This is a genomic window from Streptomyces corynorhini (assembly GCF_003346515.1).
Lineage (GTDB): Bacteria > Actinomycetota > Actinomycetes > Streptomycetales > Streptomycetaceae > Streptomyces > Streptomyces corynorhini.
Map to the genome: position 1 here is coordinate 1 of NZ_QQNA01000035.1, position 24,376 is coordinate 24,376.

The window sequence follows — 24,376 nt, forward strand, 5'->3', positions numbered from 1 at the left end:
GCCCGTACTGCCCGTACTGCCCCTGCCATTCATAGCGTCCGTGCCATTCATGGCGTCCGTGCTGTTCGTACCGTCCGTGCTGCTCACTTCCTGAGCCATCGGGCATCGCTCGCTTCCTGCGGCCATCGGACGCCGACGTCGCTCGCCTGCCGAGTCGCGGGACGTCTCCTCGGGTCCGCCGGATTCCATCCTGGCCGCTGAGCCGGGTTATGGCCTGTCGAGGGGCGGGGCCGCGTGTGACCGGAGTTGGCCGGACGGTCACCCGTGTTTCGAACACACACTGCATAATCGTCGGCAGCCCGGTCGGCGGGCCAAGGGAGGGGACCCACGGTGACCGGACAGCTCTGTTCCGCCTGCGGCGTGCCACGGGCCGCGGAGGGCGGACCCGGCTGCGACTGCGCGGAGCAGGCGGCGCGGTCGTTACGGGCCGAGCGCTCCGCACAGGCCGCGGCGACCGAGGACTTCGACCCGTTGCGCGTACGGCCGTACGTACGGCTGCCCGCGGACGAGGGCCCGGACAGCGGCAGGCCGGTGCCCAAGGGGCTCCGCGCGACGGGCCCGCGGTCCTCGCTCACCCCGGAGAGACGGGGCGTCTCCGCCAAGCCCCCGGCCCCCGACCTGCACACGCCGCGGCCCAACCCGGCGCCGCTCAGGGCGGTGGTCATCGGCGCGGCGGCCGTGGTGATCGGGGTGGCGGCGATGGCCGTGGGCCTGTTCTCGGGCGACGACCGGGAGCCATGGGTGGCGCTGCCGGAGGAGACGAGCACCTGGCTGCCGTCGGGGGACGACGGGGAGAGCGACGGCTCGTCGTCCCCGGCCGTACCGCCGTCGGGCGTGTCCGGCGGGCAGGGCAGGGACACCACGGCGGGCGCGGCGGCCTCGCGGCCGGGGACGGGCGCGGCGGAGAAGTCCCCGGCCGCCTCTTCGTCGCCCGGCCGCCCCTCGCCCGCCTCCCCCGCCTCCGGGAAGCCGTCCGCCACAGCGGCCATCCCCGCGGCGACGGACACCGGCACACCGCGGTCCGCCCCGTTGGAGGACACCGTTCTGCGGGTCGGAGACTCGGGGCCGGAGGTCACGGGGCTTCAGCAGCGGCTGACGCGGCTGTGGCTGTTCACCGGGGAGGCCACCGGGCTGTACGACCAGGCCCTGGAGAGCGCCGTACGCGTCTACCAGTGGTCCCGGCAGCTCAGCGGCGACGCTCTGGGCGAGTACGGCCCTGATACGCGGCGCGCTTTGGAGGCGGAGACGGAACAGGGACAAGGGCAGGGACAAGGGCAGGGACAGGTGCAGGGACAGGTGCGGGAAAAGGACCAGGAAAAGGGGCGGGGGCAGGCGCAGGGACAGGTGCGGGACACGTTCCGGGCCGGACCCCAGGACCCCGGGTCCGGCCGCGCCTGAGCCGCTTTGTACAATGCTGAAACAAAGTGGCTCCGTCCGTTCACCCCTGACCGGCGGGCGGGGCCGCTTCTGTACGCGGTGACCGGACGACAGGGCGGCGGAACAGCGCCGCCCACAGGAACGCCGCACCGAAGAGCGGGGATCCGGCGGGCTCGTCACGCATCCGGCGCAGCTCGATCTCCGTCAGATCCGAGAAGATCCAGCGCAGCGACTCCGCCGTGTAGGCGAGACCGCCGACCGGGCCGGTCTCGCGGTAGAAATCCGCGTCCGGCGCCTCGTACCCCATGCCACCGGCCGCGAAGCAGGTGAGGGCGAGGTGGCCGCCGGGGGCGAGGAGGCGGTCGACGAGCGCGAGGTGGCTGACCCGGCGGTGCGGCGGCAGATGGTGGAAGCAGCCGGAGTCGCAGATCAGGTCGTACGGGCCGCCCAACTCCTCGGCGGTGAGGGCGAAGGCGTCGCGCCGCAGGAAGCGGACCTCGACCCCCGCCGCCCGCGCGCGCTCCCGCCCCCACGCGAGGGCGGTGGACGACAGATCCACGGCGTCCACCGCGAAACCCAGGGATGCGAGAGGGATGGCGTTGCGCCCGGGACCGCAGCCGAGGTCGAGGGCGCGGCCCGGGGCGATCAGGCCGCGTTCGACGTACGAGACGAGGCTCTCGTCGGGCTTGGCCACGAAGAACGGGACGGATTTGGCGCGGTCCGCGTAGAAGTCGTCCCACCAGGTTGCCGCGCCCGCCGACGACCGGTCGGCCGCCGGCGCGGACAAGCCGTCCAAAAGGTTCAGCACATCGTCGACGGTCCGTATTCTGCGGTCCATCCGGCCCCCTTCTCCGTAGGCTGGAATTTTATCCTGCGACAGAAGAAAAGAGCAGGCCAGAGGGGTTACGGACAGATCGAGGACGGCGGTGTGACCACTCGGTACACACGGGTCGACATCCACCCCCGCGACCAGGCCGCCGGGCCGCCGGTACCCCCGCCCGAGGCCGTCAGGGGGCCATTCCCGCTTCCGCCGGGCGCGGTTTTCCGTCCGAACTGGCGGAAGCCCCCTTTATTTTGTACCGTGACGGAACAAACACGCACGGGCCGCCGCGCACCCGGCCGTCCGGTCCCGACTGAAGGCGGTCACTTTGTCCAGCTCGACGAGTTCAGAGACCGTCGGCGCGCTCGGCGCACCCGGCACGTCCAGCACGTCCAGCACGTCCGGCGCGCTCGGCACGTCCAGCACGTCCGGCGCGCTCGGCACGTCCAGCGCACCTGGCACGTCCGGCGCGCTCGGCACATTCCGGGCCCTGCTCCTCGACATGGACGGCACCCTCGTCAACTCGGACGCCGCCGTGGAGCGCTCGTGGCGCGTCTGGGCGGACGAGCACGGCTTCACCATGGACGACGTCATGAAGGTCTCGCACGGTCGCCAGGCGCACGCCACCATGGCCGTACTCCTCCCGGACCGCCCGGTGGAACAGAACCTCGCCGACAACCGCGCCATGCTCGCCCGGGAGATCGCCGACACCGAGGGCGTGGTCCCGGTCCCCGGCGCCCCGGACTTCATGGCCGCCGTCGCGGACCTCCCGCACGCGCTCGTCACCTCGGCGGATGTCGCCCTGGCCGACGCCCGGATGCGCGCGGCGGACCTCCGCATGCCGAAGATCCGGGTCACGGCGGAGGACGTCGGCGCGAGCAAGCCCGACCCGGAGGGGTTCCTGCTCGGGGCGGCGACGCTGGGCGTCGATCCGCGCGACTGCGTGGTGTTCGAGGACTCCGAGGCGGGCATCCTGGCGGGGCGCGCGGCGGGGATGCGGGTGGTGGGCGTGGGAGCGCGCGCGGCGGCGATGTCCCCGGACGTCCACGTACCGGATCTCACGCACCTGCGCGTGGAGGCCCTGCCGACGGGCGAGATGGTGCTGCGCGTCCCGGCCTGACGCGCACGGCGGGCGGGCCGCTCCCCACCCGCCGCTCATTCCTCACCTCAACGCCCGCGCCTCACCCCACCGCTCACCCCTCACCTCAACGTCCACCCCTCACTCCTCACCCCTCCACGCCCCCTCACGCGTCACTCCTCGCGGTGCAGGCGTCCGCGCGCCACCAGCTCCAGCACCACGCTGACCGCCACCGCCTGCACCGCCATCAGCGCCACCAGCACGAACAGCTGCACCGCGCCCGCGAGTACGGGTGACGCGCCGCCCAGCAGCATCCCGACGAACGCCCCCGGCAGCGTCACGAGCCCCACCGTCCTGGTCTGGTCGAGCCCCGGCAGCAGCGCGTCCGAGGCGGCGGGCCTGGCCACCTCCATGCGGGCCTCGCGGTCCAGCAGTCCGAGCGCCATGCCCGCCTCGACCTCGCCCCGGCGCGCGTGCAGTTCGTCGAGGGCCCGGCGCCCGCTCAGTACGGTCGCGGTGAGCGCGCCGCCGATGAGGATGCCCGTGGTGGGGATCACGGCGATGCCCTTGGCCGGTACGACGCCGGTGAGCAGCAGGGCGGCCATCACCGGCGCCACACCCGCCGCGATCGGTACGGCCGCCCACCACCAGGTGCGGTTCGGCGTGACGCGCCGCCCGGCGGTCCGTACGGCGACGGCGTACATCAGCGCGACGAAGCCGAGCAGCGGCGGTACGGAGCCGATCACCCACCCGATCACCAGCGAGACCGCGCCGAGCTGCAGCGCGGCCCGCACCCCGGCGACGGCCATCTCCCGGCCCCGCCCGAGACGCGCGAGCGTGGCGACGGTCACGGCGACGACCAGCAGCAGGCCGAGCACGACCCCGAACGTGATATCGACCCGCAGCAGCACGCGCCCACTTTAGGCGGTGGCCAGCGGGCGACGACGCCCCGGCGGATCAGCCACGCCCGCACACCGGCCCCGCACAAACCGGTCCCTCGCAACCCGGACCCCGGAACCCGGACCTCGCAACCCGGACCTCGCAACCCGGCGCGGGTCCGCCGAAGACGACCGAAGACGACCGAAGACCGCCGAAGAGCACCGGGGAACACCGAAGACCGCCGAAGACCGCCGGGGAACACCGGCGCATCCCGTCACGCCGTGGCGTGCCGTTCCGCGCCCACGCGCCAACCTTGTCCGGTTAAGCGCCAATTGCTCACCCGTCAGATCGTCCCGGACGCCCCTCACCCCTTGATGTGACGTGCACATGTCGCCACGCTGTTACCTGGCACCCACTCCCCGGAAACCCACCGCCCCCAAGCTGGCGGCCGGGCCGGAGCGCCGCACGCCCCACACAGCACAGCGCCACCGCACCACGAAGCACCCACCACGAAGTCCCCACCACAGAGCCTCACCACAGAGTCCCCACCACGAAGTCCCCGCACCACACCGCCCTGTCAGATTCCCCCCACTTCAAGGGAGTTCGCATGTCACGTGTCTACGCGCGTCGAATGCCTCGCTTCGTCCTCCTTCTCCTCACGGCGGCCCTCGCGCTCGCCGCCACCCTGGTCACCGCCCCCGCGGCCCAGGCCGCCATGCCGACGCCGGTCGCCGCCTCCACGGCCCGCACGTACCTCGGCACGCTCACCGTGCAGGCGGAAGGTTCCTCCAGCGGTTACAGCCGCGATCTGTTCCCGCACTGGATCACCCAGTCGGGCACCTGCAACACCCGTGAGGTCGTCCTGAAGCGCGACGGCACGAACGTCGTCCAGGACTCCGCCTGCGCGGCCGTCAGCGGCAACTGGTACTCGGAGTACGACGGCGCGACCACCACCAGCTCCTCCAGCTTCGACATCGACCACATGGTCCCGCTCGCCGAGGCATGGCGTTCCGGCGCCAGCAGCTGGACCACCGCCCAGCGCCAGGCGTTCGCCAACGACCTGACCCGCCCCCAGCTCATCGCCGTCTCGGCCAGCTCCAACCGGTCCAAGGGCGACAGCGACCCGGCCAAGTGGCTGCCGTCGCGCACCGCCTACCAGTGCACGTACGTGAGGGCCTGGGTGCAGGTCAAGTACTACTACAAGCTCACTGTCGACTCCGCCGAGAAGACCGCGCTCACCAACGCGCTCAGCGGCTGCTGACCCGGCACTCCACCGCCCGCACCGCCCGCACCACTCGCACCACCCGTACTGCCCGTACTGCCCGTACCGGCCGTAGCGCTCCCCGCGCTGCACCGGCTCTCCGCTCCACCACCCGCAACCCCCCACAGCCCTCCGTAGGCGGTCCGTCACGCCTGCGGAGGGCACCAAGCGTCACGAAGCGGGGCAGGTTACAGCAGAGGCCCCGGACGCTCCGGCGACTCCGCGGCCGAGTGATCATTGCCACACCGCGTGATCCTTCCCCCAAGGGTTCGAACTCCTGGTGCACCAACGGCATGATGATGCGGACCATCCGCTTCCCGTACCCCCCATGCCCCGGGAGTCACAGCTTTGTCCGCTGCACGGCAGTCTCCGCCCCACTCGATCGCCGTCGTCGGCGCCGGACCCCGCGGCACCTCGGTTCTGGAAAGACTCTGCGCGTCCGTGCCCGAACTGGCGCCGGACATACCGCTGACCGTGCATCTGATAGACCCCGCTCCGCCGGGCGCCGGGCGCGTCTGGCGCACCGACCAGTCGCCCGAGCTGCTGATGAACACGGTGGCCTCGCAGGTGACCGTCTTCACCGATGAGAGCGTGACGTGCGAGGGCCCGATACGCCCAGGGCCGAGCCTGTACGAGTGGGCGGCGGCCCGTCCCGACGAGCGCCTCGGTCCGGACGACTACCCGACCCGCGCCGCGTACGGCCGCTATCTGGAGTGGGCCTTCCGCAGGACCGTGGAGGGGGCGCCGGATAACGTGACGGTCGAGGTGCACCGGGCGCTGGCGGTCCGTCTGGATGACGACGCCGTACGGCCCGTACCCGGCCCCCGGACGGAGCGGTCCGCGCACGACGCGGTCGATTCGGGCGAAGAGTCCCGGTCGTCCGCCCTGTACCGCCCGACCCAAACACTCACCCTCGACGATGGCACGACGATTTCCGGTCTCCGCGCCGTCATCCTCGCCCAGGGCCATCTACCGGTGGTTTCCGGCCAGAACCAGGCGACCTTCGCGGAGTACGCGGCACGCCACCGGCTGCGGTACCTGCCGCCCGCCAACCCCGCCGATGTCGATCTCTCGTCCGTCACCGCCGGCGAGCCGGTGCTGCTGCGCGGGCTGGGGCTGAATTTCTTCGATCACATGGCGCTCCTGACGGCGGGGCGCGGTGGCCTGTTCACACGTGACGCCGAGGGCGTGCTCGTATACCACCCGTCGGGACGGGAGCCGCAGCTGTACGCGGGGTCCCGGCGCGGGGTGCCTTACCAGGCGCGCGGGGACAACGCGAAGGGGCCCTCGGGGCGGCACGATCCGCTGGTGCTGACGCCGGACGTGATCGCGGTGTTCCGCAAGCGGGCGGACGAGGGCGACGCGCCGGACTTCCTGCGGGAGATATGGCCGCTGGTCGCCAAGGAGGTGGAGGCGGTGTTCTACGCCGCGCACCTGGGCGCGCGCGGCGAGAGCGCGGCGTGGCCCTCCGGCACCGTCGGCCGTTCGCCCGTACCGGCGACGGTCACGGGGACCGTTACGGGGACGGCGACGGCGACGGCGACGGCGACGGCCGGGCACGCGTGTTTCCTCTTCGGCGTTCCCGACTTCCTCGACCGCTTCCTCGCGGCGCCGCACGGCAGCCCGCAGGAGGCCGCCGTGCTGGACGACGCGGGGATCGCGGCGGCGGAGCGCTGGTCGTGGGAGCGGATCTCACGGCCGTTCGCCGCGGAGACCTTCCGCGACCCGGCCGACCACCGCGCCTGGCTGCTGGCCCATCTGCGCGAGGACGCGGCCCACGCCGTGCTCGGCAATCTGGCAGGTCCTGTGAAGGCGGCCCTCGACGTGCTGCGCGATCTGCGCAACGAGCTGCGGCAGATCGTGGACCACGCCGGGCTCTCCGGCACCTCCCGGCGCGACCATCTCGACCGGTGGTACACGCCGCTGAACGCGTTCCTCTCCATCGGGCCGCCGCGCCGCCGTATCGAGGAGATGGCCGCGCTGATCGAGGCGGGGGTGCTGGAGGTGATCGGCCCCAGGACGACCGTACGGACACAGGACGGCGTGTTCACCGCCGAATCGCCCGACGTACCCGGGTCGCTGGTGCGGGCGACGACGCTCGTGGAGGCGCGGCTGCCGGAACCGGACCTGCGGCGCAGCTGTGACCCGTTGCTCTCGCGACTGCTCAAGACCGGCCAGTGCCGGCCGCACGTACTTGATGGTTACGAGACCGGTGGACTGGACGTAACACGTCGGCCCTATTACCTGATCGACCGTCAAGGAATGCCGCACTCAAGGAGGTTCGCCATCGGCGTGCCGACCGAAGGGGTGCACTGGGTGACCGCGGCCGGGGCGCGGCCCGGCGTCGACTCGGTGATGCTCTCGGACACCGACGCGGTGGCCCGTGCCGGACTGCGAACGGGGGCGGCGGGGGAAGCGGAACGGACGACGCGAATTGATCCCCGACAAAATGTTGAACTTGCAAGCATAGATTAGGGCTGCCTAACGTTGGGGGCGGAACTTCTCATCGGTCCCGCCCCTGATCGAAGGAGTACAACCCCCCATGTCCACACGTCTTCAGCAGGCCCAGCCCTATGCGCTCGGTCTGTTCCGCATCGTCACCGGACTGCTCTTCCTCTGCCACGGAGCGTCCTCGCTCTTCGGCTACTTCGGCAAGGAAGCGGTGTCCGGCGGCACTTGGCCGGGCTGGTACGCGGCCGTCATCGAACTGGTCGGCGGCGCGCTCATCATGCTCGGCCTCGGCACCCGGGTGGCCGCGCTGATCAGCTCGGGCTCCATGGCGTACGCCTACTTCACCGTCCACCAGGAGAACGGCCTGTTCCCCATAGAGAACGGCGGCGAGCTGTCCGTCATGTTCTGCTGGGCGTTCCTGCTGATCGTCTTCACCGGTCCCGGGGCGCTGGCCCTGGACCAGCTGTTCACCTCGCGCGCCCCCGCCGAGGAAGCGCCGGAGGTACGGGACGGTCGCGAGGCCGTGTCCGCGTAACCGTTCCCGCGTAGCCGTATCCGCATAGCTGTTCCCGCACCGCCACCGCACCGCCACCGCACCGCCATCGCACGGCCACCGCACCGCCAGCGCACCGACCGCCCGGCCCGCCGCCCCCGGAGGGCCGGGCGATCGCCGTCTCGGCCCGCCCCCGCGTCGCCATGTCGTGCCCCGGTCACATCCTCCGTACCGCAGACGCGTACGCTGTATGGTTGCAGCCGCCACTGCCGCTCCCCCGCGATGGCCAGGCGCTGTCAACGGGACGACGGGCGGGAAGTGCAGAGGTGTTGGAGAGTCTGGGGTCGCTGACCGGCAGCCCATGGATCTACGCCGTCGTCGCCCTTTCCGTACTGCTGGACGTGTTCCTCCCCCTGCTGCCCAGCGGGGTCCTGGTCATCACGGCGGCCACGGCCGCCGCCGCCGGATCGACCACGGTCGCGGGCGCGGCCGGCAAGGTCGCGCAGGTGCCGCAGGAAGTGCCCTCGCTGCTCCTGGTGATGCTGTGCGCGTTCACCGCCTCCGTCCTCGGCGACCTGGTCGCTTTCCGGCTGGCCCGGCGCAGGGACGGCCGCGTGGCACGGACCATCGCGCGCTCGCGTCGGCTGACCACCGCGCAGGAGCGCCTGGGCAGCGCCCTCAGCGGCGGGGGCGGCGCCCTGGTCGTCCTCGCCCGCTTCGCCCCGGCGGGCCGCTCGGTGGTCTCCCTGAGCGCGGGCGTGGCGCACCGCAAGGTGAAGGAGTTCCTCCCCTGGTCGGCGCTTGCCGCCGTGGTCTGGACGGGCTACAGCGCGGGCCTCGGCTATCTCGGCGGCCAGTGGCTGGGCGCGTCGTGGTTCGGCACGGCCATATCCGTACTGGCCCTCTTCGCGGCGGGCTCCCTGGCGGCCTACTTCATCCGCCGCCCGAGCGGCCCGACGGCCTCACCTGCCTGAGCGGGCGCCCGTCCGGGGCGGCCTCACCGTCCCGAGCGGGGCCGACCGGGGCCCGCCGGTTCGATGGAGCGGGACTGGACGTGCTCGTAGGCCATGGTGGTCTGCACGTCGGCGACTTCGCGGCGCTCGGTGAGACGGTCGATGACGAAGGCGTACACGCTGTCGACGTCCGGGACGGCGATATGGATGAGGAAGTCGTGCGGGCCCGAGGTCACGAACAGGCCGATCACCTCGGGCAGTCGTGCCGCCCATTCCCGGAACCCCTCGATGACGGGGCGGGCCGGGGGCCGGATGCGCACCGAGATGAGCGCCTGGACGGGGCGGCCGGCCGCGTCGAGGTCCAGTACGGCGTGGTAGCCGGTGATCACACCGCGCTCGCGCAGCAGCCGTACCCGCTCCAGTGAGGTGGAGGGGGAGACCCCGGTCCTGGCGGCGAGGTCGCGGTTGGTCTGCCGTGCGTCGTTCTGCAGCTCCCGCAGAAGGGCCCGGTCCAGCGCGTCGAGTTCCATGAAGTCGACTTTATGGCGTACGAAGTCCGGCCGTTCCCCCCGGCTCCGTACGAATGCCGGGGATTTCCCCCGCCGGGCGCACCATGTCCGCCGAAACCCTCGAACCTCCGGCATCCGGCGAACGAAGTTCAGAACCGGCGCTGCGGATCCGTATGTCTGCCTAGCCTTTTCGCTATCTGACCGAACAAGCGAAGAGGATCACATGTCCGTGGCGAACGCTCCCGAGACGACGGCGGTCGGTTTCGCGCCCGAGGAGAGGGACTACTCCCTGTCCACCCGCCAGGCCCGGCTGAAGTGGGTCGTGGTCGTCAGCTCCGACCTTCCCCCAGGACGGGCCGCCAACGCCGCCATCTGCGCCGCCGCCCCCACCGCGGCCTCGGTCCCCGGCCTGCTGGGCGCCGAAGCCGCCGACGCGCGGGGCGCGGTGCACCCGGGTCTGCCCTGGGCAGGCTGTTCGGTGCTCGTCGCCGACCCCGCCACGCTGCGCGCCATCCGCGCCAAGGCGGTATCCCGCACCGACACCTTCGTCGCCGACGTCCCGGTCGCCGCGCAGAGCACCCGCGTCTACAGCGACTTCATCGCCGCGGTGGGCGAGTCCCTGACCGAAGACATCGACTACTGCGCGGTCAGCATCGTCGGCCCGCGCAACCGGGTCGACAAGATCGTCGGCAAGCTTCCCCTGATGCCCTGATGCCCTGAGCGTCGCGGCTCTGCGCCCCCGCGCCGGAGAGCCGCGACCGGCTCACCGCCCGTGGGCCCGGCTCTCGGCCGCACCCGCGCCCCGGACCTCGATCCCGTCCAGCAGCCGCGCGGTGGCAGCCGCGATCTCGTCCACGGCCCGCTCGAACACCTCCCGGTTGTGCGCGGCGGGCGCCCGGAAGCCGGAGACCTTGCGTACGTACTGAAGCGCGGCGGCCCGGATGTCCTCCTCGGTGGCCTCTTCGGGGAGGGCGGGCGGCCGGAGGGTCTTGATGCTGCGGCACATGCCTCCAGTGTGCCGCAGGCGACGGCCTACGCGTCGAAGTCGTACTCCAGGACGTACGACGCGGAGTCGAGCGTCATCTCATTGACCTCCACGACACGCCCGTCGGCGGCGAACGCGGTCCGGCAGACAAGCACGACGGGCGTGCCGGGCGCCAGGCCCAGTCGGCCCGTCTCGTCCTGGGAGGGCATCCGCGAGCGGACCTCTTCCCGGAAGTGCGCCGGAGCGAACCCCAGCTCCGCCAGGCGTGCGTACGTTCCGCCGGGCCCGGTGTCCCTCTCGGTGATCGCCGACCCGCCGACCAGCGCGGCGGGCAGCGAGCTGACCGCGAGCAGAACCGGCTTCCCGTCCAGCACGAACCGGCGCCTGCGCACGCACACCGCTTCACCCGTACCGATACCGAGCACCCGAGCGACCCCCTCCGCGGCGGGCTCCTCCGCGACGCTCAGCTGATCCACGACGAGCGTCCGGTCCCCGATGTCGGCAGACCAGACCGACAGCCCGGCACCCCACCGCTCCCGCGACAACCGCTCGACACCGCGTCGCCGCAGCGGCCGGAACGAGCGGACGAACACCCCGGCGCCCTTGCGCGACTCCGCGATTCCCTCGCTCTGCAGAAGTCCCAGCGCCTGACGCGCGGTCATGCGGGCCACGCCGTGGGTCGCCATGAGGTCGTTCTCGCCCGGCAGCCGGTCACCAGGGGCGTAGTCACCCGCGTGGATCGCGTCCCGGAGCGTGTCGGCGATGCGCTGGTACTTCGCCCGACGGTCAACGCCCTCGGTCGCCATACGTGAACCTCTTCCCTCTTCTCCAGACACCCTAGAACACGCCTGTGACCGCGCACTCCGGCCCCGCGACCGGAGCACGATCCCACACCGCTCACAAGAATTGACATCTCTAGAGATGTTGGGTTCACTTGGAGATACCTAGAGAGGTCAATTCGCCGGGCCACTCACGTGCCGCAGGGGAGTCGCTTCATGTCACCAGCCAAGTCAGCCACCTCGGGGGCAACCGCGCTCGAAGCGGCACATCAGGGGTTGGCAGCCCCGGCGCGGAAGCAGAACGTCCACGCATCACCCTCATCAGGGCCGGTGCCCTACATCACCAGATGGAGCGCGGAGAAGACGCCCGCCCTGCATGTCGTCGCCACCAGGGCCGGACGCATCGGCTACGCCGACGAGCGACCGTACGACCGCGACTCGGACGGCGTCCTGTGGACCCGCGTCCCCTCACTGCCCGGCAAGGGCCGGCCGGAGTTCGGCTCCGTGCACGCCCTGCGCCAGCAGCGGGCCATGCGGGAACTTCTCTGTCAGGTCTGCGGCCGGGCCGCCGACCGCGACGCGGACGGCGCGCTGTGGCTGCTGGGCGAGGACGCGGACGATCCCGCGTTCCGGGCCGCCGACATCACGACAACCCACCCGCCGCTGTGCCTGCCGTGCGCCCTGAAGTCCGTCCGCGCCTGCCCCCACCTGCGCGGACGCTACGTAGCCGTGCGGGCTCGACGCTGCGAACTCGCCGGAGTGAGGGGCGCGCTCTACCGGCCCGGCTTCCCCGCGCCGATCGCCGTGGGGGTCACCGGAGTCGCCTTCGGCGATCCCCGCATCCCCTGGGTCCGGGCCGGACAACTCGTGATGCGGCTGCGTGAATTCACCGTCACCAGCCTGGAACGGGGCCCCGTCGCACCGTGACCGTATGAGGCGCAAGACGCCCGTCCCGGGGTGGAGGGCCTGGACCGGACAGCCCCAGCTGTTCCGGGGGCGGGCCGCCGGGGACCGGCAGGTGTGTGCGGGCGAGCGGCCGGTGACGCCGCGCGGGCGCCGCTACCGCGCCGCGCCGCCCGCCGCCGGTTCCGCCGTGCTGTCCCGTACCACCAGCCTCGTGCCGAACTCGATGCGGGTGTCGGCCTGTTCCGCCCGGCCGGACTGGTCGGCGCGGTCCGCCCTGCGCAGCCGCAGCAGCATGCGGGCGGCCTCCTCGGCCATCTCGACGAGGGGCTGGTGGACGGTGGTGAGCGCCGGGCTGGACCACTGGGCGAGGGGGATGTCGTCGTACCCGACGACGGACAGGTCCTCCGGAATGCGCAGGCCGAGCACCCTGGCCGCCTCCAGGACGCCCAGTGCCTGGAGGTCGCTGCCCGCGAAGATGGCGGTCGGGCGGTCGTCGGCGCGCAGCAGCTCCATGGCGTGGGTGTGGCCGGACCGTACGTGGAAGTCGCCGAAGCGCACCAGCGCCGGGGCGGTCTCCAGACCCGCCATGCCCATGGCCGAGCGGAAGCCGTCCAGCCGCGCCAGCGAGCAGAGCATGTCCTCCGGGCCGGTGATGACGGCGATGCGGCGGTGGCCGAGTTCGATGAGGTGGCGGGTGGCGGCGAGGCCGCCGGCCCAGTTGGCCGAGCCGACGGACGGCACGTCGGGTTCCGGGTCGCCCGCCGGGTCGATGATGACGAACGGGATGGCGCGCGACCAGAGCTTCTTCTTGAGGTCGTCGGGGAGCGTGGAGAAGACGAGGACCACGCCGAGCGGGCGGCGGCGCAGGACGCCCTCGACCCAGTCGGCCCCCGGCGAGTGCCGGGTGCCGGTCTCGGTGAGGACGACGCTGAGGCCGGTCTCCTTGGCGACGCTCTGCACGCCCCGGATCAGCTCCATCGACCAGGTGCTGTCCAGCTCGTGGAAGACGATCTCGATGAGCGGCGCCTCCGGAGCGGCGGGCGCGGAACGGCGGTAGCCGTGCGTGTCGAGCAGCTCCTCGACCTTGATCCGGGTCGGCGCGGAGACATCGGGACGCCCGTTGAGGACTTTCGAAACTGTCGAAAGGGATACCCCGGCCTGCGAAGCCACCTGGGCCAGAGTGACCCGGCCCGCACTCGTCTCATCACGCATGGACTGAAGGATAGGCGCCGCTGGATGTCCGCCGGAAGTCGGTAACGGTTTGGCAGCGCGACGACCGCACTGTTGACCGCTTCGCGGGAGAGTCCTACGGTCACTCGCCAGATACTTTCGGCAAGGATGCCGATACTTTCGAGAGGTCGGTCGAAGATGATCCGTGCACGGTTTTCTCGAACGGCCGCCGTCGGCGTCACGCTCGCCCTGGGGCTGAGCCTGGCGGCCTGCGGCGGGGGCGGCAGCTCCTCGGGCGGTGACGGGGAGTTCCACGTACTCGTCTACGGCGACGCGACGAACAAGGTGGAGAAGCGGATCGTCGAGACCTTCAACAAGACCTCGAAGGTCAAGGCGGTCCTGGACACCGTCCCCGGGGCCGACTACCAGAAGAAGCTCCAGACGGTCATCTCCACCCCCAAGGCGCCCGACGTCTTCTTCAACTGGGGCGGCGGCTCCATCCAGCCGTTCGTCAAGTCGAACCTGCTGCTGCCGCTCGACGACCTGATAGCCAAGAACCCTGAGCTGAAGTCGAACTTCCTGCCGTCTGTCTTCAACACGGCGGAGGTGGACGGGAAGGCGTACGGCGTCCCGATGCGCGGCACCCAGCCCGTGCTGCTGTTCAGCAACAAGAAGGTGCTCGCGGACGCCGGGGCGACGACCCCGAAGACCTGGGACGAGCTGCTCGACGCGGTGAAGAAGATCAAGGCCAAGGGCGTCACCCCGATCGCGCTGGGCGGCGCCGACCAGTGGCCCACCCTGATGTGGTTCGAGTACCTGTACGACCGGGTGGCGGGCCCCGATCTGTTCAAGAACGCGCTCGCCGGCGACAAGGCCGCCTGGGAGAGCGCGGAGAGCAGGAAAGCGCTCGCCATGATCAAGGAGCTGGTCGACGCGGGCGCGTTCGGCACCAACTACGACTCGGTGAAGTACACCGACAACGGCTCCCCCGCCCTGCTCAGCACCGGCAAGGCCGGATTCGAGCTGATGGGGTCGTGGGCGTACTCCACCCAGCAGGAACTCAACCCCGACTTCGCCGCGAAGGACCTCGGCTACACCGGCTTCCCCACCGTCGAGGGCGGCAAGGGCGATCCGGCCGACATCGTCGGCAACACCAACAACTTCTACTCGGTGCTCAAGAAGACCAAGCACGCGGACGCGATCGGCGAGTTCCTCAAGCTCATGTACTCCGACGAGTTCGTCAAGGCGCAGCTGGCCATCGGCAACCTGCCCACCACCACGAACACCGCGAAGTTCCTGGACGCGTCCGACAACCCGGACTACCTGAAGTACCAGTTCGACCTCGTCGACAAGGCCACCTCGTTCCAGCTGTCGTGGAACCAGGCGTACCCGCCGGCCGCCGACGCCCCGATGATGCAGGCCATCCAGCAGTTCTTCAACGGCTCGATGGACGCCGACGCCTTCATCAAGGCCATGCAGGCCCTGTCCGCCAAGTGAGAGTGACGTCCGCCATGGTTGCTCTCACCACTCCGGTGAAAAGCGAAGGGCAGCGGCAACGCCCCCGGGCCGACCGGGGGCCCTCGGGCCATACGGTCGCCCGCCCGGGGATCGGCTGGGCCCTGCCCGCCGCGCTGTTCTTCACCCTGTTCGCGATCGTCCCGCTCGTCCTGGTCGCCGTGTTGTCCTTCGCGAGCTGGAACGGTCTCGAGGCGCCCCGGTTCGCGGGCCTCGACAACTGGACCGGGCTGCTCCACGACCCGGTGATGATCAAGAGTCTCTGGCTGAGTGTGCTGCTCACCGGCCTGGGCGTGGTCACCCAGACACCGCTGTCCATCCTGCTCGGGGTCTGGGCGGCCGGCCGGCAGCGCAACCGGGCTGTGCTGTCGGCGATCTTCTTCGTCCCGCTGCTGCTGTCCGCCACGGCCATCTCCGTCCTGTGGCGGGCGCTGCTCGATCCCAACTTCGGAGTGCCGGCGCAGGCGCGCTGGCTCTTCGGGGACGGCAATCTGCTGGGCTCGCGCACCGGGGCGATCTCGGTGCTCGTCCTGGTGGCGACCTGGCAGTTCACCCCGTTCCACGCGCTGATCTACCAGGGCGCGGCGCGGGCGGTCCCCGAGGTGCTCTACCAGGCGGCGGCGATCGACGGGGCGGGCCGCGTACGGCGGTTCTTCCACATCACGCTGCCGCAGCTGCGCAACTCGATCATCACGTCGGTGATCCTCATGGTGGTCGGCGGGCTCACCACCTTCGACACCGTGCTGATCCTGACGCAGGGCGGACCCGGTACGGACACCAGCATCAGCGCCTACTACATGTACCAGAAGGCCTTCCGGGAGTTCGACTTCGGCCAGGGCTCGGCCATCGCGCTGCTGCTGGTCGTGGTGGCCACGGTGATCTCGCTGATCGTGGTGCGGATCTCCGGCTACGACAAGATGGCCGGCACGAAGGAGGGCATGTGACGCCCCGTACCCCCGTCACGAAGACGCGGCCCGTCACGAAGGCGCGATCCGTCACGAAGGGACGGCCCGTCACGAAGACCCGACCCGTCACGAAAAGGCGGTCCGTCACGAAAGGCCGGCCCAACTACCTCGCGGGGTTCGGCGCCCTGCTCTGGCTGGGGCTGGTCGCGTTCCCGCTGTACGTGATGCTCGGCGCGACGGTCCAGAGTCGGCTGGAGTACAGCACGAACGGCCCGCTCTCGCTCCCCCGGTCCTTCTCGCTCTCCAACTACACGCAGGACTTCACCAACGGCTTCGGCCGCTACTTCCTCAACACCCTGATCGTCACCGGCAGTGTGGTGGCGATCGTGCTGCTGCTCGTCCCGCCGCTGGCCTTCTCGATCATCCGGAGCCGCAGCCGGGGCAGTGTGCGGATCTTCCGGCTCTTCCTGCTCGGGCTGGCGATCCCGGCCCAGGCCGTGATCGTCCCGATGTTCTACGTGATCAGCAAGGCCGGGCTCTACGACAACCTCATCGGGGTCATCCTGCCGACGGCGGCGTTCTGTCTGCCCGTCTGCGCGCTCATCCTCACCGGAACGATGCGCGACATCACCGGCGAACTGTTCGAGGCCATGGCCATCGACGGCGCCACCACCCGCCGCGTCTTCTTCCAGCTCGTCGTCCCGCTCTCCCGGGGCGGGCTGGCGACCATCGTGGTGTTCTCCGCGCTCCAGGCGTGGAACGGCTTCCTGTTCCCGCTGGTGCTCACCCAGTCCGAGGAGACCAAGGTGCTCACCCTCGGGCTCTACAACTTCCAGACCGAACACGGGATCGACATCCCCGGTCTGCTGGCCGCCGTGGTCCTGTCCACGGTGCCCGTCCTGCTCGTCTACCTGTTCGCCCGCCGTGCCCTGGTCCAGGGGCTCATGGGGGTCGGAGGAAAGTGATCGCCCACATGAGCACCCGAGCCGACACCACCGGCACCACCACCGGCACCACCACCGGCACCACCGGTCCCACCACCGGCACCACCGAAACCACCACCAGCACCACCGACGCCACGAGTCCGACCGATGCCACGAGTCCCACCGACGCCACCAACACCACCGACGCCCCGGCGGACTCCACCGCCGCCGCGCGGGCCCGGCGCGTCGAGGAGCTGATCGCCGCGATGACGCCGGAGGAGAAGCTCGCCCAGCTGTACGGGCTGTGGGCGGGCGCCTCCGCCGACGGCGCCGAAGTCGCCCCGCACCAGCACGAGATGGAGGCACCGCCCACCCTGGACGAGCTGCTCCCCCACGGCCTGGGGCAGCTGACCCGGCCGTTCGGCACGGTCCCGGTCGATCCGGCCCTGGGGGCGCTGTCCCTGATGCGTACGCAGGAACGCGTCGTCGCCGCGAACCGCTTCGGGATCCCGGCCATGGCCCACGACGAGTGCCTCGCCGGGTTCGCGGCGTGGGGGGCCACCACGTACCCCGTACCGCTCTCCTGGGGCGCCTCCTTCGACCCGGAGCTGGTACGGGAGATGGCGGGCGCGATCGGTCGCGACATGCGGTCGGTGGGGCTGCACCAGGGGCTGGCGCCCGTGCTCGACGTGGTCCGCGACGCGCGTTGGGGACGGGTCGAGGAGACCATCGGCGAGGACCCCTACCTGGTGGGGACCGTCGCCACGGCGTACGTCCAGGGCCTGGAGTCCGCCGGGATCGTCGCGACGCTCAAACACTTCGCCGGATACTCGGCCTCGCGCGGGGCACGCAATCTCGCGCCCGTGAGCATGGGCGTCAGGGAGCTGGCCGATGTCATCCTGCCGCCGTTCGAGATGGCGGTGCGGGAGAGCGGCGTACGGTCGGTGATGCACGCGTACAACGACATCGACGGTGTCCCGTGCGCGGCCAACGAGGAGTTGCTGACCGGGCTGCTGCGGGAGGTCTGGGGCTTCGAGGGCACCGTGGTGGCCGACTACTTCGGGGTCGGTTTCCTGAAGACCCTGCACGGGGTGGCGGGCGACTGGGCCGAGGCGGCGGTCGCGGCGCTCGGCGCGGGCGTGGACGTGGAGCTGCCGACCGTCAAGACGTTCGGGGAGCCGCTGCGCGAGGCGGTGGCGGCGGGGCGGCTGCCGATCGGGACCATCGACCGGGCGCTGCGCCGCGTCCTGACCCAGAAGGCCGGACTCGGGCTGCTCGACCCGGAGTGGACACCGCGCCCAACCTCCCTCACCGGAAGGGAAGTCGGCGACACGAACGCGCTGCGCGGCTCCGTCTCGCTGGACTCCCCCGCGCACCGGGACATCTCCCGGCGGCTCGCCGAGCGCTCGGTGATCCTGCTCCGCAACGACGGCACGCTGCCGCTGGCGGGCGGCCCGGCGCGGATCGCGGTGATCGGCCCGCAGGCGGCCACCCCGACGGCGGTGCTCGGCTGCTACTCCTTCCCCGTCCATGTCGGCGCCCAGCACCCCACCGTCCCGGTGGGCGTCGAACTTCCCACGCTGTACGAGGCGTTGGCGGCGGAGTTCCCGGGCGCCGAGGTGGTCTCGGTGGCCGGTACGGACGTCGACAGCGGCGCCACGGACGGCTTCGCCGAGGCCGTACGGGTGGCCCGGGACGCGGATGTCGTGATCGTCGCCCTGGGCGACAGGGCCGGCCTCTTCGGGCGCGGCACCAGCGGCGAGGGCTGCGACGCGCCGAGCATGGAACTGCCGGGCAGTCAGCGGCAGTTGCTGGACACACTGCTCGACGCGGTGAGCGGGAGCGGCACACCGCTGGTGGTGACCCTGCTGGCCGGACGGCCCTACGCGCTGGGCCCGGCCGCGACCCGGGCGGCGGCCGTCGTGCAGTCCTTCTTCCCCGGCCAGGAGGGCACCCCGGCGCTGGCACGGGTGCTCAGCGGCCGGGTCGAACCCTCGGGGCGGCTCCCGGTGAGCGTCCCCCGGCTGGCGGGCACCCAGCCGTCCACGTATCTGGCCGCGCCGCTGGCGCGGGCGAGCGACGTCTCCAACATCGACCCGACCCCCGAATTCGCCTTCGGGCACGGGCTGTCGTACACCTCGTTCACCTGGTCGGAGCTGACGGCGGACGCGAGCGCGGCCACGGACGGCACGGTGGAGCTGTCCTTCACCGTGCGCAACACGGGTGATCGGGCGGGCACCGAGGTGGTGCAGCTCTATCTGCACGACCCCGTCGCCTCGGTCGTGCAGCCGGTCCAGCGCCTGATCGGCTACGCGCGGCTGCCGCTGGCCCCGGACGAGCGGGCGCGGGTCGCGGTGAGCGTCCCGGCCGACCTCGCCTCCTTCACCGGCCGGGCGGGGCACCGTGTGGTCGAACCGGGCGCGCTGGAGCTGCGGTTGGCGGCCTCCAGTGAGGACGTACGGCTCACCGCCGCCGTCACCCTGACCGGTCCCGTACGGCAGGTCGACCACACGAGGAGGCTGCACGCGCGGTTCACCGCCGCGCGGGACCGGGATGCGCACCTGCGCTGAGCACCACCCCGCACGCCCCCTCGCCCCCACGTACGTACGTCTGTGCGTGGGGGCGGCGTCGTTTTCCGGGCACCGTACAAGGGCACAACCCAGGGGTATCAGGGGCGCGGGGCACGGCAACACGGGACGCGGGGACGCGGGGGGGGCATCATGAGTGGACCGCCGACGGACAGAGGCGAGGGCGCGCGGGATCCGGAGAGTGCGGCGGACGCGGCGGACGCGGCGGACCGGCAGGGCGAGCCGTACCCGGAGGACGACCCTGCGGACCGCCCTCCGGACGACCCTGCGGATGACGCTGCGGATGGCACTCGGACATCCTTCGTGGTGAATCCCCGGCAGGCGCTCGCGTATCAGAACTCCGCCACCCGCTATCTGTGCACCGGCGTACGCCTCTACGAGGACTTCGCGCGCAGGGCGGTGGACCAGGCCCGGTACGAACGGATCAGGTCCCGCGCCCCTTCGTACGGCGTAGACCTCGACGAGGTACGCGCGCACGCCGAGGCGTCGCTGCGCGATCTGCGCGTACGGGACCGCTGGGTGAGCGCGGCGTTCGTGCTCTCGCTGCTCGTGGCACCGGTGGCGACCGTCATGTACACCCTCTTCTCCGCGGCGCTCAGCGCCGGTTCGGGGATGGCCACGAGCGCGGGCACCGCGGGTATCCCGGCCGCCGGCCTCCGGCGGACGGCGGCCGGGCGGCGGCGCGGCGAGCGGGCGGGTCCCGCCCCGGTGGCCAAGCCGCGGGACTCCCGTTTCGTGGCCCTCGCACGCCCCCTGGTCACCCACGTCATGGTGCTGATCCTGGCCTGCTGGCTGGGGCGGATGTTCCTGTGGTCGCCGCCGGGTGTGCTGAGGTACGTGGTGGCCGCGGCGCTGCTGATCTGCTGCCCCTGGTACTGCGTCTGGAAGCAGCGCGACGCCGCCTGGACCGCCGTACGGGAACAGCTGCGCCCGGGGGTCCAGCGGGCCACGAAGGGGTCGGGCGACGACGCCAACCTGATCGTCTACAGCGGCTACTCGCCGTTCGTGGGGGCGGGCGCTCCCTTCACGTCCTGGTCCTTCGCGAACCGGCTGGTGCCGCGGGACTGGAAGCCGGGCAGCGGCGAACAGCCCCCGGCGGTGCCGTTCGGCTCGTCGGAGCTGGTGGAGCGGCTCCGCGCGGACCTCACGGAACTGGGTTCGCGGTCCCCGGTGTCGGCGGACGGCATCGCGGGACTGAAGGTCGCGGAGAAGGTCTTCGTCCACGGCACCGCGCTGTTCGACACCTCACGGATCCCCCGGTCGGAGCTGTGGCCGGGCAGCGGATCGCCGGGCAGGAAGCGCCCCGCGGACCGGCTGCCCGAGGAGCGGATCACGGCCGCGCGCGGGCTGGTCGACGGCCCCGTACGACACTGCCTGAGCGTCCAGATCCGCAGCTGGGACACCGACCTGATCCTCACCGTGTTCGTACAGGTCTCGGTCGACGCGGGCACGCTCTATCTCCAGTCCGACAGCAGGGTACTGGCCCCGGTCCAGGAGGAGTTCCGGGTGGCCGACTCGCTGCAGGCGGCCGAGAGCGAGGAGGAGGCGACCCGGCGGGCCGCCGAGTCGGTCCTCGCGACGGGCGGTGTGCTGCTGGCCTCGGTCCCCAACGTGCTGTCCGAACTGGGGGCGGCGGGCCGGCTGGAGCGGTGGGAGGAGGAGCAGCGCTGGGCCATCGAGCGCGACAAGCGCTACGACTTCGGGGCGCGGGCGAGCCTGCGGGAGGAGGCCGCCTCCCCGAACTACCGGAACTTCTTCCAGTTCGTGGATGTGACCAGGACCGGCAAACAGGTCGAGTTGCGGGTGCTCGGCGCGGTGCTGAACTTCCTCGCCGAGCACGGCCTCGACATCAGCGACCTCGACGCGCGCAGGACGACGATCCTGAACAACGGCGTGATGATGTACGGCGGTTCCGTGACGGGCAGTATCGCGGCCGGAGCGGGGGCGACGGCTTCGGCGACGACGACGGGCCGGGGCCCGGGTCCGGCCGGGAGCGACGCGGGTAAGGGCACGGACTGACCCGGGGACGACGACGCGACGAGGGGATCTTTCCATGGGCGAGGGCCCGCAGGTGAACGAGGGAATCGTACTGAGCGGCAACGCGCGGGTGAGCGGGAGCGCCCTGGCGGCGGGCCGGAACGCCTCGGCGACCGCGCACCACACGGCCGGCGCGACGGGCGCCGAAGCCGCCGACGCCGTACGCGCGGCCCTGGACGCCGTCGGCGAGCTGAGGCGCCTCCTCGCGGACGCCGAACTGCCGCCCGGTCAAAGGCGACAGGCGCGCGACGAGACGGACGCGATCAGGGACGAGCTGTCCTCGGACGACGTGGACCCGGGCCGCATCGTCGGCCGCCTGGAGCGCCTGCGCACCCTACTGGGCAGCGCGACGGGGCTGCTGGGGCTGGTGGCCGAGGCCCAGGAGAGCGTGCGGGCGATCGCGGGCGGCTGACCGCCCCGGACCCGGGGCCCCTGTCGGACGGCGGGATCCCCGGGCTCAGGTGTTGAAGGGCCGCAGGCGCACGAGGGCGGTGTCCCCCTCCCCGTCCTCCACGCTCACGTCGATCGCCACCGCGCCGCCCTCGGCGGGCGGATCCAGCGTGATACCGGCGCAGGCGTCGGCCTCCTCGTCGACGCACCGCGCCGTCAACTCCGTCCCGGGGTAGGCCGAGGCCAGCCAGGTGTCGAAGTCGGCCCGCGGGACACGAATGCGGATGTCGTAGTACGTGTCCAGCGCCCCCGCCACCACGCACTCGGCCTCGCTCGCCCCGGCCGGAAGCCCACGCAGGCCGGCGAAGTCCAGGGCCTCCTCGCACGGCACCGATGCCGCCTCCCTGCCCGTACCCGAGTCCCTCTCGGCCACAACCGACGACGCACCGCATCCCGCCGATGTCAGCGCCACTGCCAGCATGCCGCCCAACACCAGAACCCGTCGCATACGCTCCCTCTCCGGCCCACCCCACGCCCCCGGAAGGACGCACACCCACGGACCATGGTTGCGCCCGCCACGTCCGGGCCGGTCCACCCCGGGGGAGACTGCCGACGGACCGGGATCGGCACCCCTCCGGCGGGTGTCCGCGCGGCAGTCGGCCGGGGCGAGCTCTGACGCACCGCTCACGCGGAAGGCCCCGGACGACGGGTCCGGGGCTTTCCGCGGATTCCCTGCGCGGGTTCCGAACCAGGTCGAAACCCTGGTTGTCCCCGTGGGCGCGGACGGTTCCGAACCGCCGACATCTGTTTTGCAAGTTCGGTCACCCCTCGGCACTGGCGGTCGGTCGTCCGGCTGTGCCGTTCTTGCCGGACCGTCGAGAAGTGCTGGCGTCCGACACCGTTGATGTCACACATGGATGTCGGCACGGTGCGATCGCGGACGCCCGCTGGCACGATGGCCCCGTGACTGACCTGGAGCGCATCCGAGCGGAGCGCGTGGCCTACTTCCGAGCACTCGATGAGAGCGCCACCGTGCGGCACCACTTCCACCATGCTGACGAAGACGGCGGCCTGTGGTACTTCGAGGCAGTCGCCGACCAAGGCGAGTTGACCGTCATCAAGCAAGCCGAGCTGACTCCGGCCGGCCAGCTCCACCGCTACGACTGGGAGCACTTGGAGGACGCGCGCGGCTTCCTGACAGACCAGGCGCTCTACCCTGAAGATGACCCGGTGGAGACCATCTCGGCCGAGGAGTTCCAACGTGTGTGGACTCGGTGAGCAGACCTGACAGCCATCTCGGAGCGAGGTGTGGTGGCTTAGGGTCTGACCTACGGTAAGCCGACTTTTGAGTCTGTCCGCCGCGGTCCCCGTCGGCAGCAGCGGTTTGCCGTGAGTTCCCGATCTCTCTGGCGCGGTTGCGGCACGGGGAAGACCTTATCCGTAGCTCCACGGGGAACTGTCAACGACATTCGTACAGGCGCCTGATGGCCTCAGAGGGCGTAGCGGGCCACGCCCGGTTGCTGAGGTTGGTACCGCAGCCTCTGGCCGACACTCGAATTCCGCTTAGGCGGGGGCGGGCCCCGCGGAGTTCCCAACCTGCTTCGCGCGGCGCGAAGCGCCAAACGCTCCCGTCGCGGCACTGCCGGTATCGGCCCGAAGGGGCGATGCTGACCGAGCCCAGAACCTCAGCCCTGCCGCAGAACGAGTCAGGCATGAGCCCTGGCAGAGGGGCTGCCCCATCAGGAACCACACCCGGAGAATCCCGCGGTTCGGCTGTGGCACCCCTCAGGAACGATCGGCATCGACCCGCAGCCTCTTCGTCCCGAAGCAACTCGGGTGGGGGCTGCCCCTTCAGTTGCTCGGCCACGCCGTTGATCACTGCAGTCACATCAAGATCGTTCCCTCTGAGGCCGGCCGGGATGTGCGCGGATCAATACGGAGCCCGAGATGCCGGTCCAGCTGGCTGCGCAGACGCGCAGAAGCCCCACGCAGAGTCCCGAGTTGTCTCACGTCCGCCGTCGCAAGTTCTGTCCGTCCTGCCAGTGCCAGCACAGCGGCATAGGGTCGTTCGCCTTCGGCGAGCTTCGCCGCCACGGCGTCACGGACGGCTCGCAGCACTGCGTGGTCGGCACTCGGATGCTCCGCCAGCAGGTGGAGGAGCCTGTTGTCGTTCCACGTACTGTCATGGGCCGTGCTCAGTACCAGCAGCGTGCCGGGCGCCGTGGAGGGATTGGCGGCCAGCGCCTGCCAGACGAAGGGGTATGAACAACGCGAGAGTCGATGCAGGACGGCGGTGTCGTTCTCAGCATGCGCCAGTTCGAGGTAGTCGGCAGGGGTGTGCACGGGCATGGCCCCTC

Annotated in this window: 23 protein-coding genes; 15 read left to right on the forward strand and 8 right to left on the reverse strand. The window is 71.4% G+C overall.

All coding sequences use genetic code 11. From position 1 onward, the window contains the following. The first annotated feature begins 471 nt into the window (after positions 1-471). Positions 472-1,398 (forward strand): peptidoglycan-binding domain-containing protein, encoded by a 927-nt coding sequence (locus DVH02_RS06140; RefSeq protein ID WP_147286012.1) that lies wholly within the window; start codon positions 472-474, stop codon positions 1,396-1,398. A gap of 40 nt (positions 1,399-1,438) precedes the next feature. Here DVH02_RS06140 and DVH02_RS06145 read toward each other — a convergent pair whose 3' ends face one another. Beyond that, the gene (locus tag DVH02_RS06145; protein ID WP_114622668.1) at positions 1,439-2,215 is read right to left on the reverse strand and encodes a class I SAM-dependent methyltransferase; all 777 of its coding nucleotides are present in this window, start codon (positions 2,213-2,215) and stop codon (positions 1,439-1,441) included. A gap of 472 nt (positions 2,216-2,687) precedes the next feature. On the opposite strand from DVH02_RS06145, the gene DVH02_RS06155 reads away from it, so the two are divergent. Beyond that, the gene (locus DVH02_RS06155; RefSeq protein WP_267899050.1) at positions 2,688-3,317 is read left to right on the forward strand and encodes an HAD-IA family hydrolase; all 630 of its coding nucleotides are present in this window, start codon (positions 2,688-2,690) and stop codon (positions 3,315-3,317) included. A 131-nt stretch (positions 3,318-3,448) separates the two neighbouring features. Here the strand turns inward: DVH02_RS06155 and DVH02_RS06160 are convergent, their stop codons facing one another. Further along, positions 3,449-4,186 carry an ABC transporter permease gene (locus tag DVH02_RS06160; protein ID WP_114622669.1) on the reverse strand — a complete coding sequence of 246 codons (738 nt, stop codon included), beginning with the start codon at positions 4,184-4,186 and terminating at the stop codon, positions 3,449-3,451. Positions 4,187-4,761: 575 nt separating this feature from the next. Between DVH02_RS06160 and DVH02_RS06165 the strand changes: the two genes are divergently transcribed. From DVH02_RS06165 to DVH02_RS06180, 4 genes are all read left to right on the forward strand, one after another. Then, entirely contained in the window at positions 4,762-5,415 is a 654-nt protein-coding gene (locus DVH02_RS06165; protein ID WP_114622670.1) for an HNH endonuclease family protein, read from the forward strand. A 348-nt stretch (positions 5,416-5,763) separates the two neighbouring features. Next, complete coding sequence (locus DVH02_RS06170; protein ID WP_114622671.1) at positions 5,764-7,890, forward strand: FAD/NAD(P)-binding protein; 2,127 nt, start codon at positions 5,764-5,766, stop codon at positions 7,888-7,890. Between the two features lie 67 nt (positions 7,891-7,957). Then, the gene (locus DVH02_RS06175; RefSeq protein WP_114622672.1) at positions 7,958-8,401 is read left to right on the forward strand and encodes a DoxX family protein; all 444 of its coding nucleotides are present in this window, start codon (positions 7,958-7,960) and stop codon (positions 8,399-8,401) included. Between the two features lie 284 nt (positions 8,402-8,685). Next, complete coding sequence (locus tag DVH02_RS06180; protein ID WP_114622673.1) at positions 8,686-9,333, forward strand: DedA family protein; 648 nt, start codon at positions 8,686-8,688, stop codon at positions 9,331-9,333. 23 nt (positions 9,334-9,356) lie between these two features. Here DVH02_RS06180 and DVH02_RS06185 read toward each other — a convergent pair whose 3' ends face one another. Continuing rightward, entirely contained in the window at positions 9,357-9,842 is a 486-nt protein-coding gene (locus DVH02_RS06185; RefSeq protein ID WP_114622674.1) for an Lrp/AsnC family transcriptional regulator, read from the reverse strand. Positions 9,843-10,044: 202 nt separating this feature from the next. Here DVH02_RS06185 and DVH02_RS06190 point away from each other — a divergent pair, with 202 nt between their 5' ends. Continuing rightward, entirely contained in the window at positions 10,045-10,533 is a 489-nt protein-coding gene (locus DVH02_RS06190) for a DUF2000 domain-containing protein (RefSeq protein ID WP_114622675.1), read from the forward strand. A gap of 51 nt (positions 10,534-10,584) precedes the next feature. Here DVH02_RS06190 and DVH02_RS06195 read toward each other — a convergent pair whose 3' ends face one another. Beyond that, on the reverse strand, positions 10,585-10,827 hold the full coding sequence (locus tag DVH02_RS06195; protein WP_114622676.1) for a DUF2277 domain-containing protein: 243 nt from the start codon (positions 10,825-10,827) through the stop codon (positions 10,585-10,587). Positions 10,828-10,853: 26 nt separating this feature from the next. Then, positions 10,854-11,612, reverse strand: coding sequence for a GntR family transcriptional regulator (locus DVH02_RS06200; protein ID WP_114622677.1), 759 nt, complete (start codon positions 11,610-11,612; stop codon positions 10,854-10,856). A gap of 303 nt (positions 11,613-11,915) precedes the next feature. Between DVH02_RS06200 and DVH02_RS06205 the strand changes: the two genes are divergently transcribed. Next, on the forward strand, positions 11,916-12,512 hold the full coding sequence (locus DVH02_RS06205; protein WP_114622678.1) for a hypothetical protein: 597 nt from the start codon (positions 11,916-11,918) through the stop codon (positions 12,510-12,512). Positions 12,513-12,644: 132 nt separating this feature from the next. Here DVH02_RS06205 and DVH02_RS06210 read toward each other — a convergent pair whose 3' ends face one another. Then, positions 12,645-13,703 carry a LacI family DNA-binding transcriptional regulator gene (locus DVH02_RS06210; RefSeq protein ID WP_114622679.1) on the reverse strand — a complete coding sequence of 353 codons (1,059 nt, stop codon included), beginning with the start codon at positions 13,701-13,703 and terminating at the stop codon, positions 12,645-12,647. Positions 13,704-13,859: 156 nt separating this feature from the next. On the opposite strand from DVH02_RS06210, the gene DVH02_RS06215 reads away from it, so the two are divergent. The 6 genes from DVH02_RS06215 (at position 13,860) to DVH02_RS06240 (ending at position 22,041) form a co-directional block, all read left to right on the forward strand. Next, on the forward strand, positions 13,860-15,158 hold the full coding sequence (locus tag DVH02_RS06215; RefSeq protein ID WP_114622680.1) for an extracellular solute-binding protein: 1,299 nt from the start codon (positions 13,860-13,862) through the stop codon (positions 15,156-15,158). Between the two features lie 14 nt (positions 15,159-15,172). Next, on the forward strand, positions 15,173-16,120 hold the full coding sequence (locus DVH02_RS06220; RefSeq protein WP_114622733.1) for a carbohydrate ABC transporter permease: 948 nt from the start codon (positions 15,173-15,175) through the stop codon (positions 16,118-16,120). Between the two features lie 146 nt (positions 16,121-16,266). Then, positions 16,267-17,046 carry a carbohydrate ABC transporter permease gene (locus tag DVH02_RS06225; protein WP_114622734.1) on the forward strand — a complete coding sequence of 260 codons (780 nt, stop codon included), beginning with the start codon at positions 16,267-16,269 and terminating at the stop codon, positions 17,044-17,046. A 224-nt stretch (positions 17,047-17,270) separates the two neighbouring features. Further along, positions 17,271-19,574, forward strand: coding sequence for a beta-xylosidase/alpha-l-arabinosidase (locus tag DVH02_RS06230; protein ID WP_233518069.1), 2,304 nt, complete (start codon positions 17,271-17,273; stop codon positions 19,572-19,574). A gap of 324 nt (positions 19,575-19,898) precedes the next feature. Continuing rightward, positions 19,899-21,611, forward strand: a complete 1,713-nt coding sequence (locus DVH02_RS06235) for a hypothetical protein (protein WP_114622681.1) — start codon at positions 19,899-19,901, stop codon at positions 21,609-21,611. Positions 21,612-21,645: 34 nt separating this feature from the next. Next, positions 21,646-22,041 (forward strand): hypothetical protein, encoded by a 396-nt coding sequence (locus DVH02_RS06240; protein WP_114622682.1) that lies wholly within the window; start codon positions 21,646-21,648, stop codon positions 22,039-22,041. Between the two features lie 45 nt (positions 22,042-22,086). Here DVH02_RS06240 and DVH02_RS06245 read toward each other — a convergent pair whose 3' ends face one another. Beyond that, positions 22,087-22,452, reverse strand: coding sequence for a hypothetical protein (locus DVH02_RS06245; RefSeq protein WP_147286013.1), 366 nt, complete (start codon positions 22,450-22,452; stop codon positions 22,087-22,089). A gap of 530 nt (positions 22,453-22,982) precedes the next feature. Between DVH02_RS06245 and DVH02_RS06250 the strand changes: the two genes are divergently transcribed. Continuing rightward, on the forward strand, positions 22,983-23,297 hold the full coding sequence (locus DVH02_RS06250) for a hypothetical protein (protein ID WP_114622684.1): 315 nt from the start codon (positions 22,983-22,985) through the stop codon (positions 23,295-23,297). Positions 23,298-23,903: 606 nt separating this feature from the next. On the opposite strand, the gene DVH02_RS06255 is transcribed toward DVH02_RS06250, so the two are convergent. After that, complete coding sequence (locus DVH02_RS06255) at positions 23,904-24,368, reverse strand: hypothetical protein (protein WP_233518063.1); 465 nt, start codon at positions 24,366-24,368, stop codon at positions 23,904-23,906. Between the last annotated feature and the right edge of the window lie 8 nt (positions 24,369-24,376).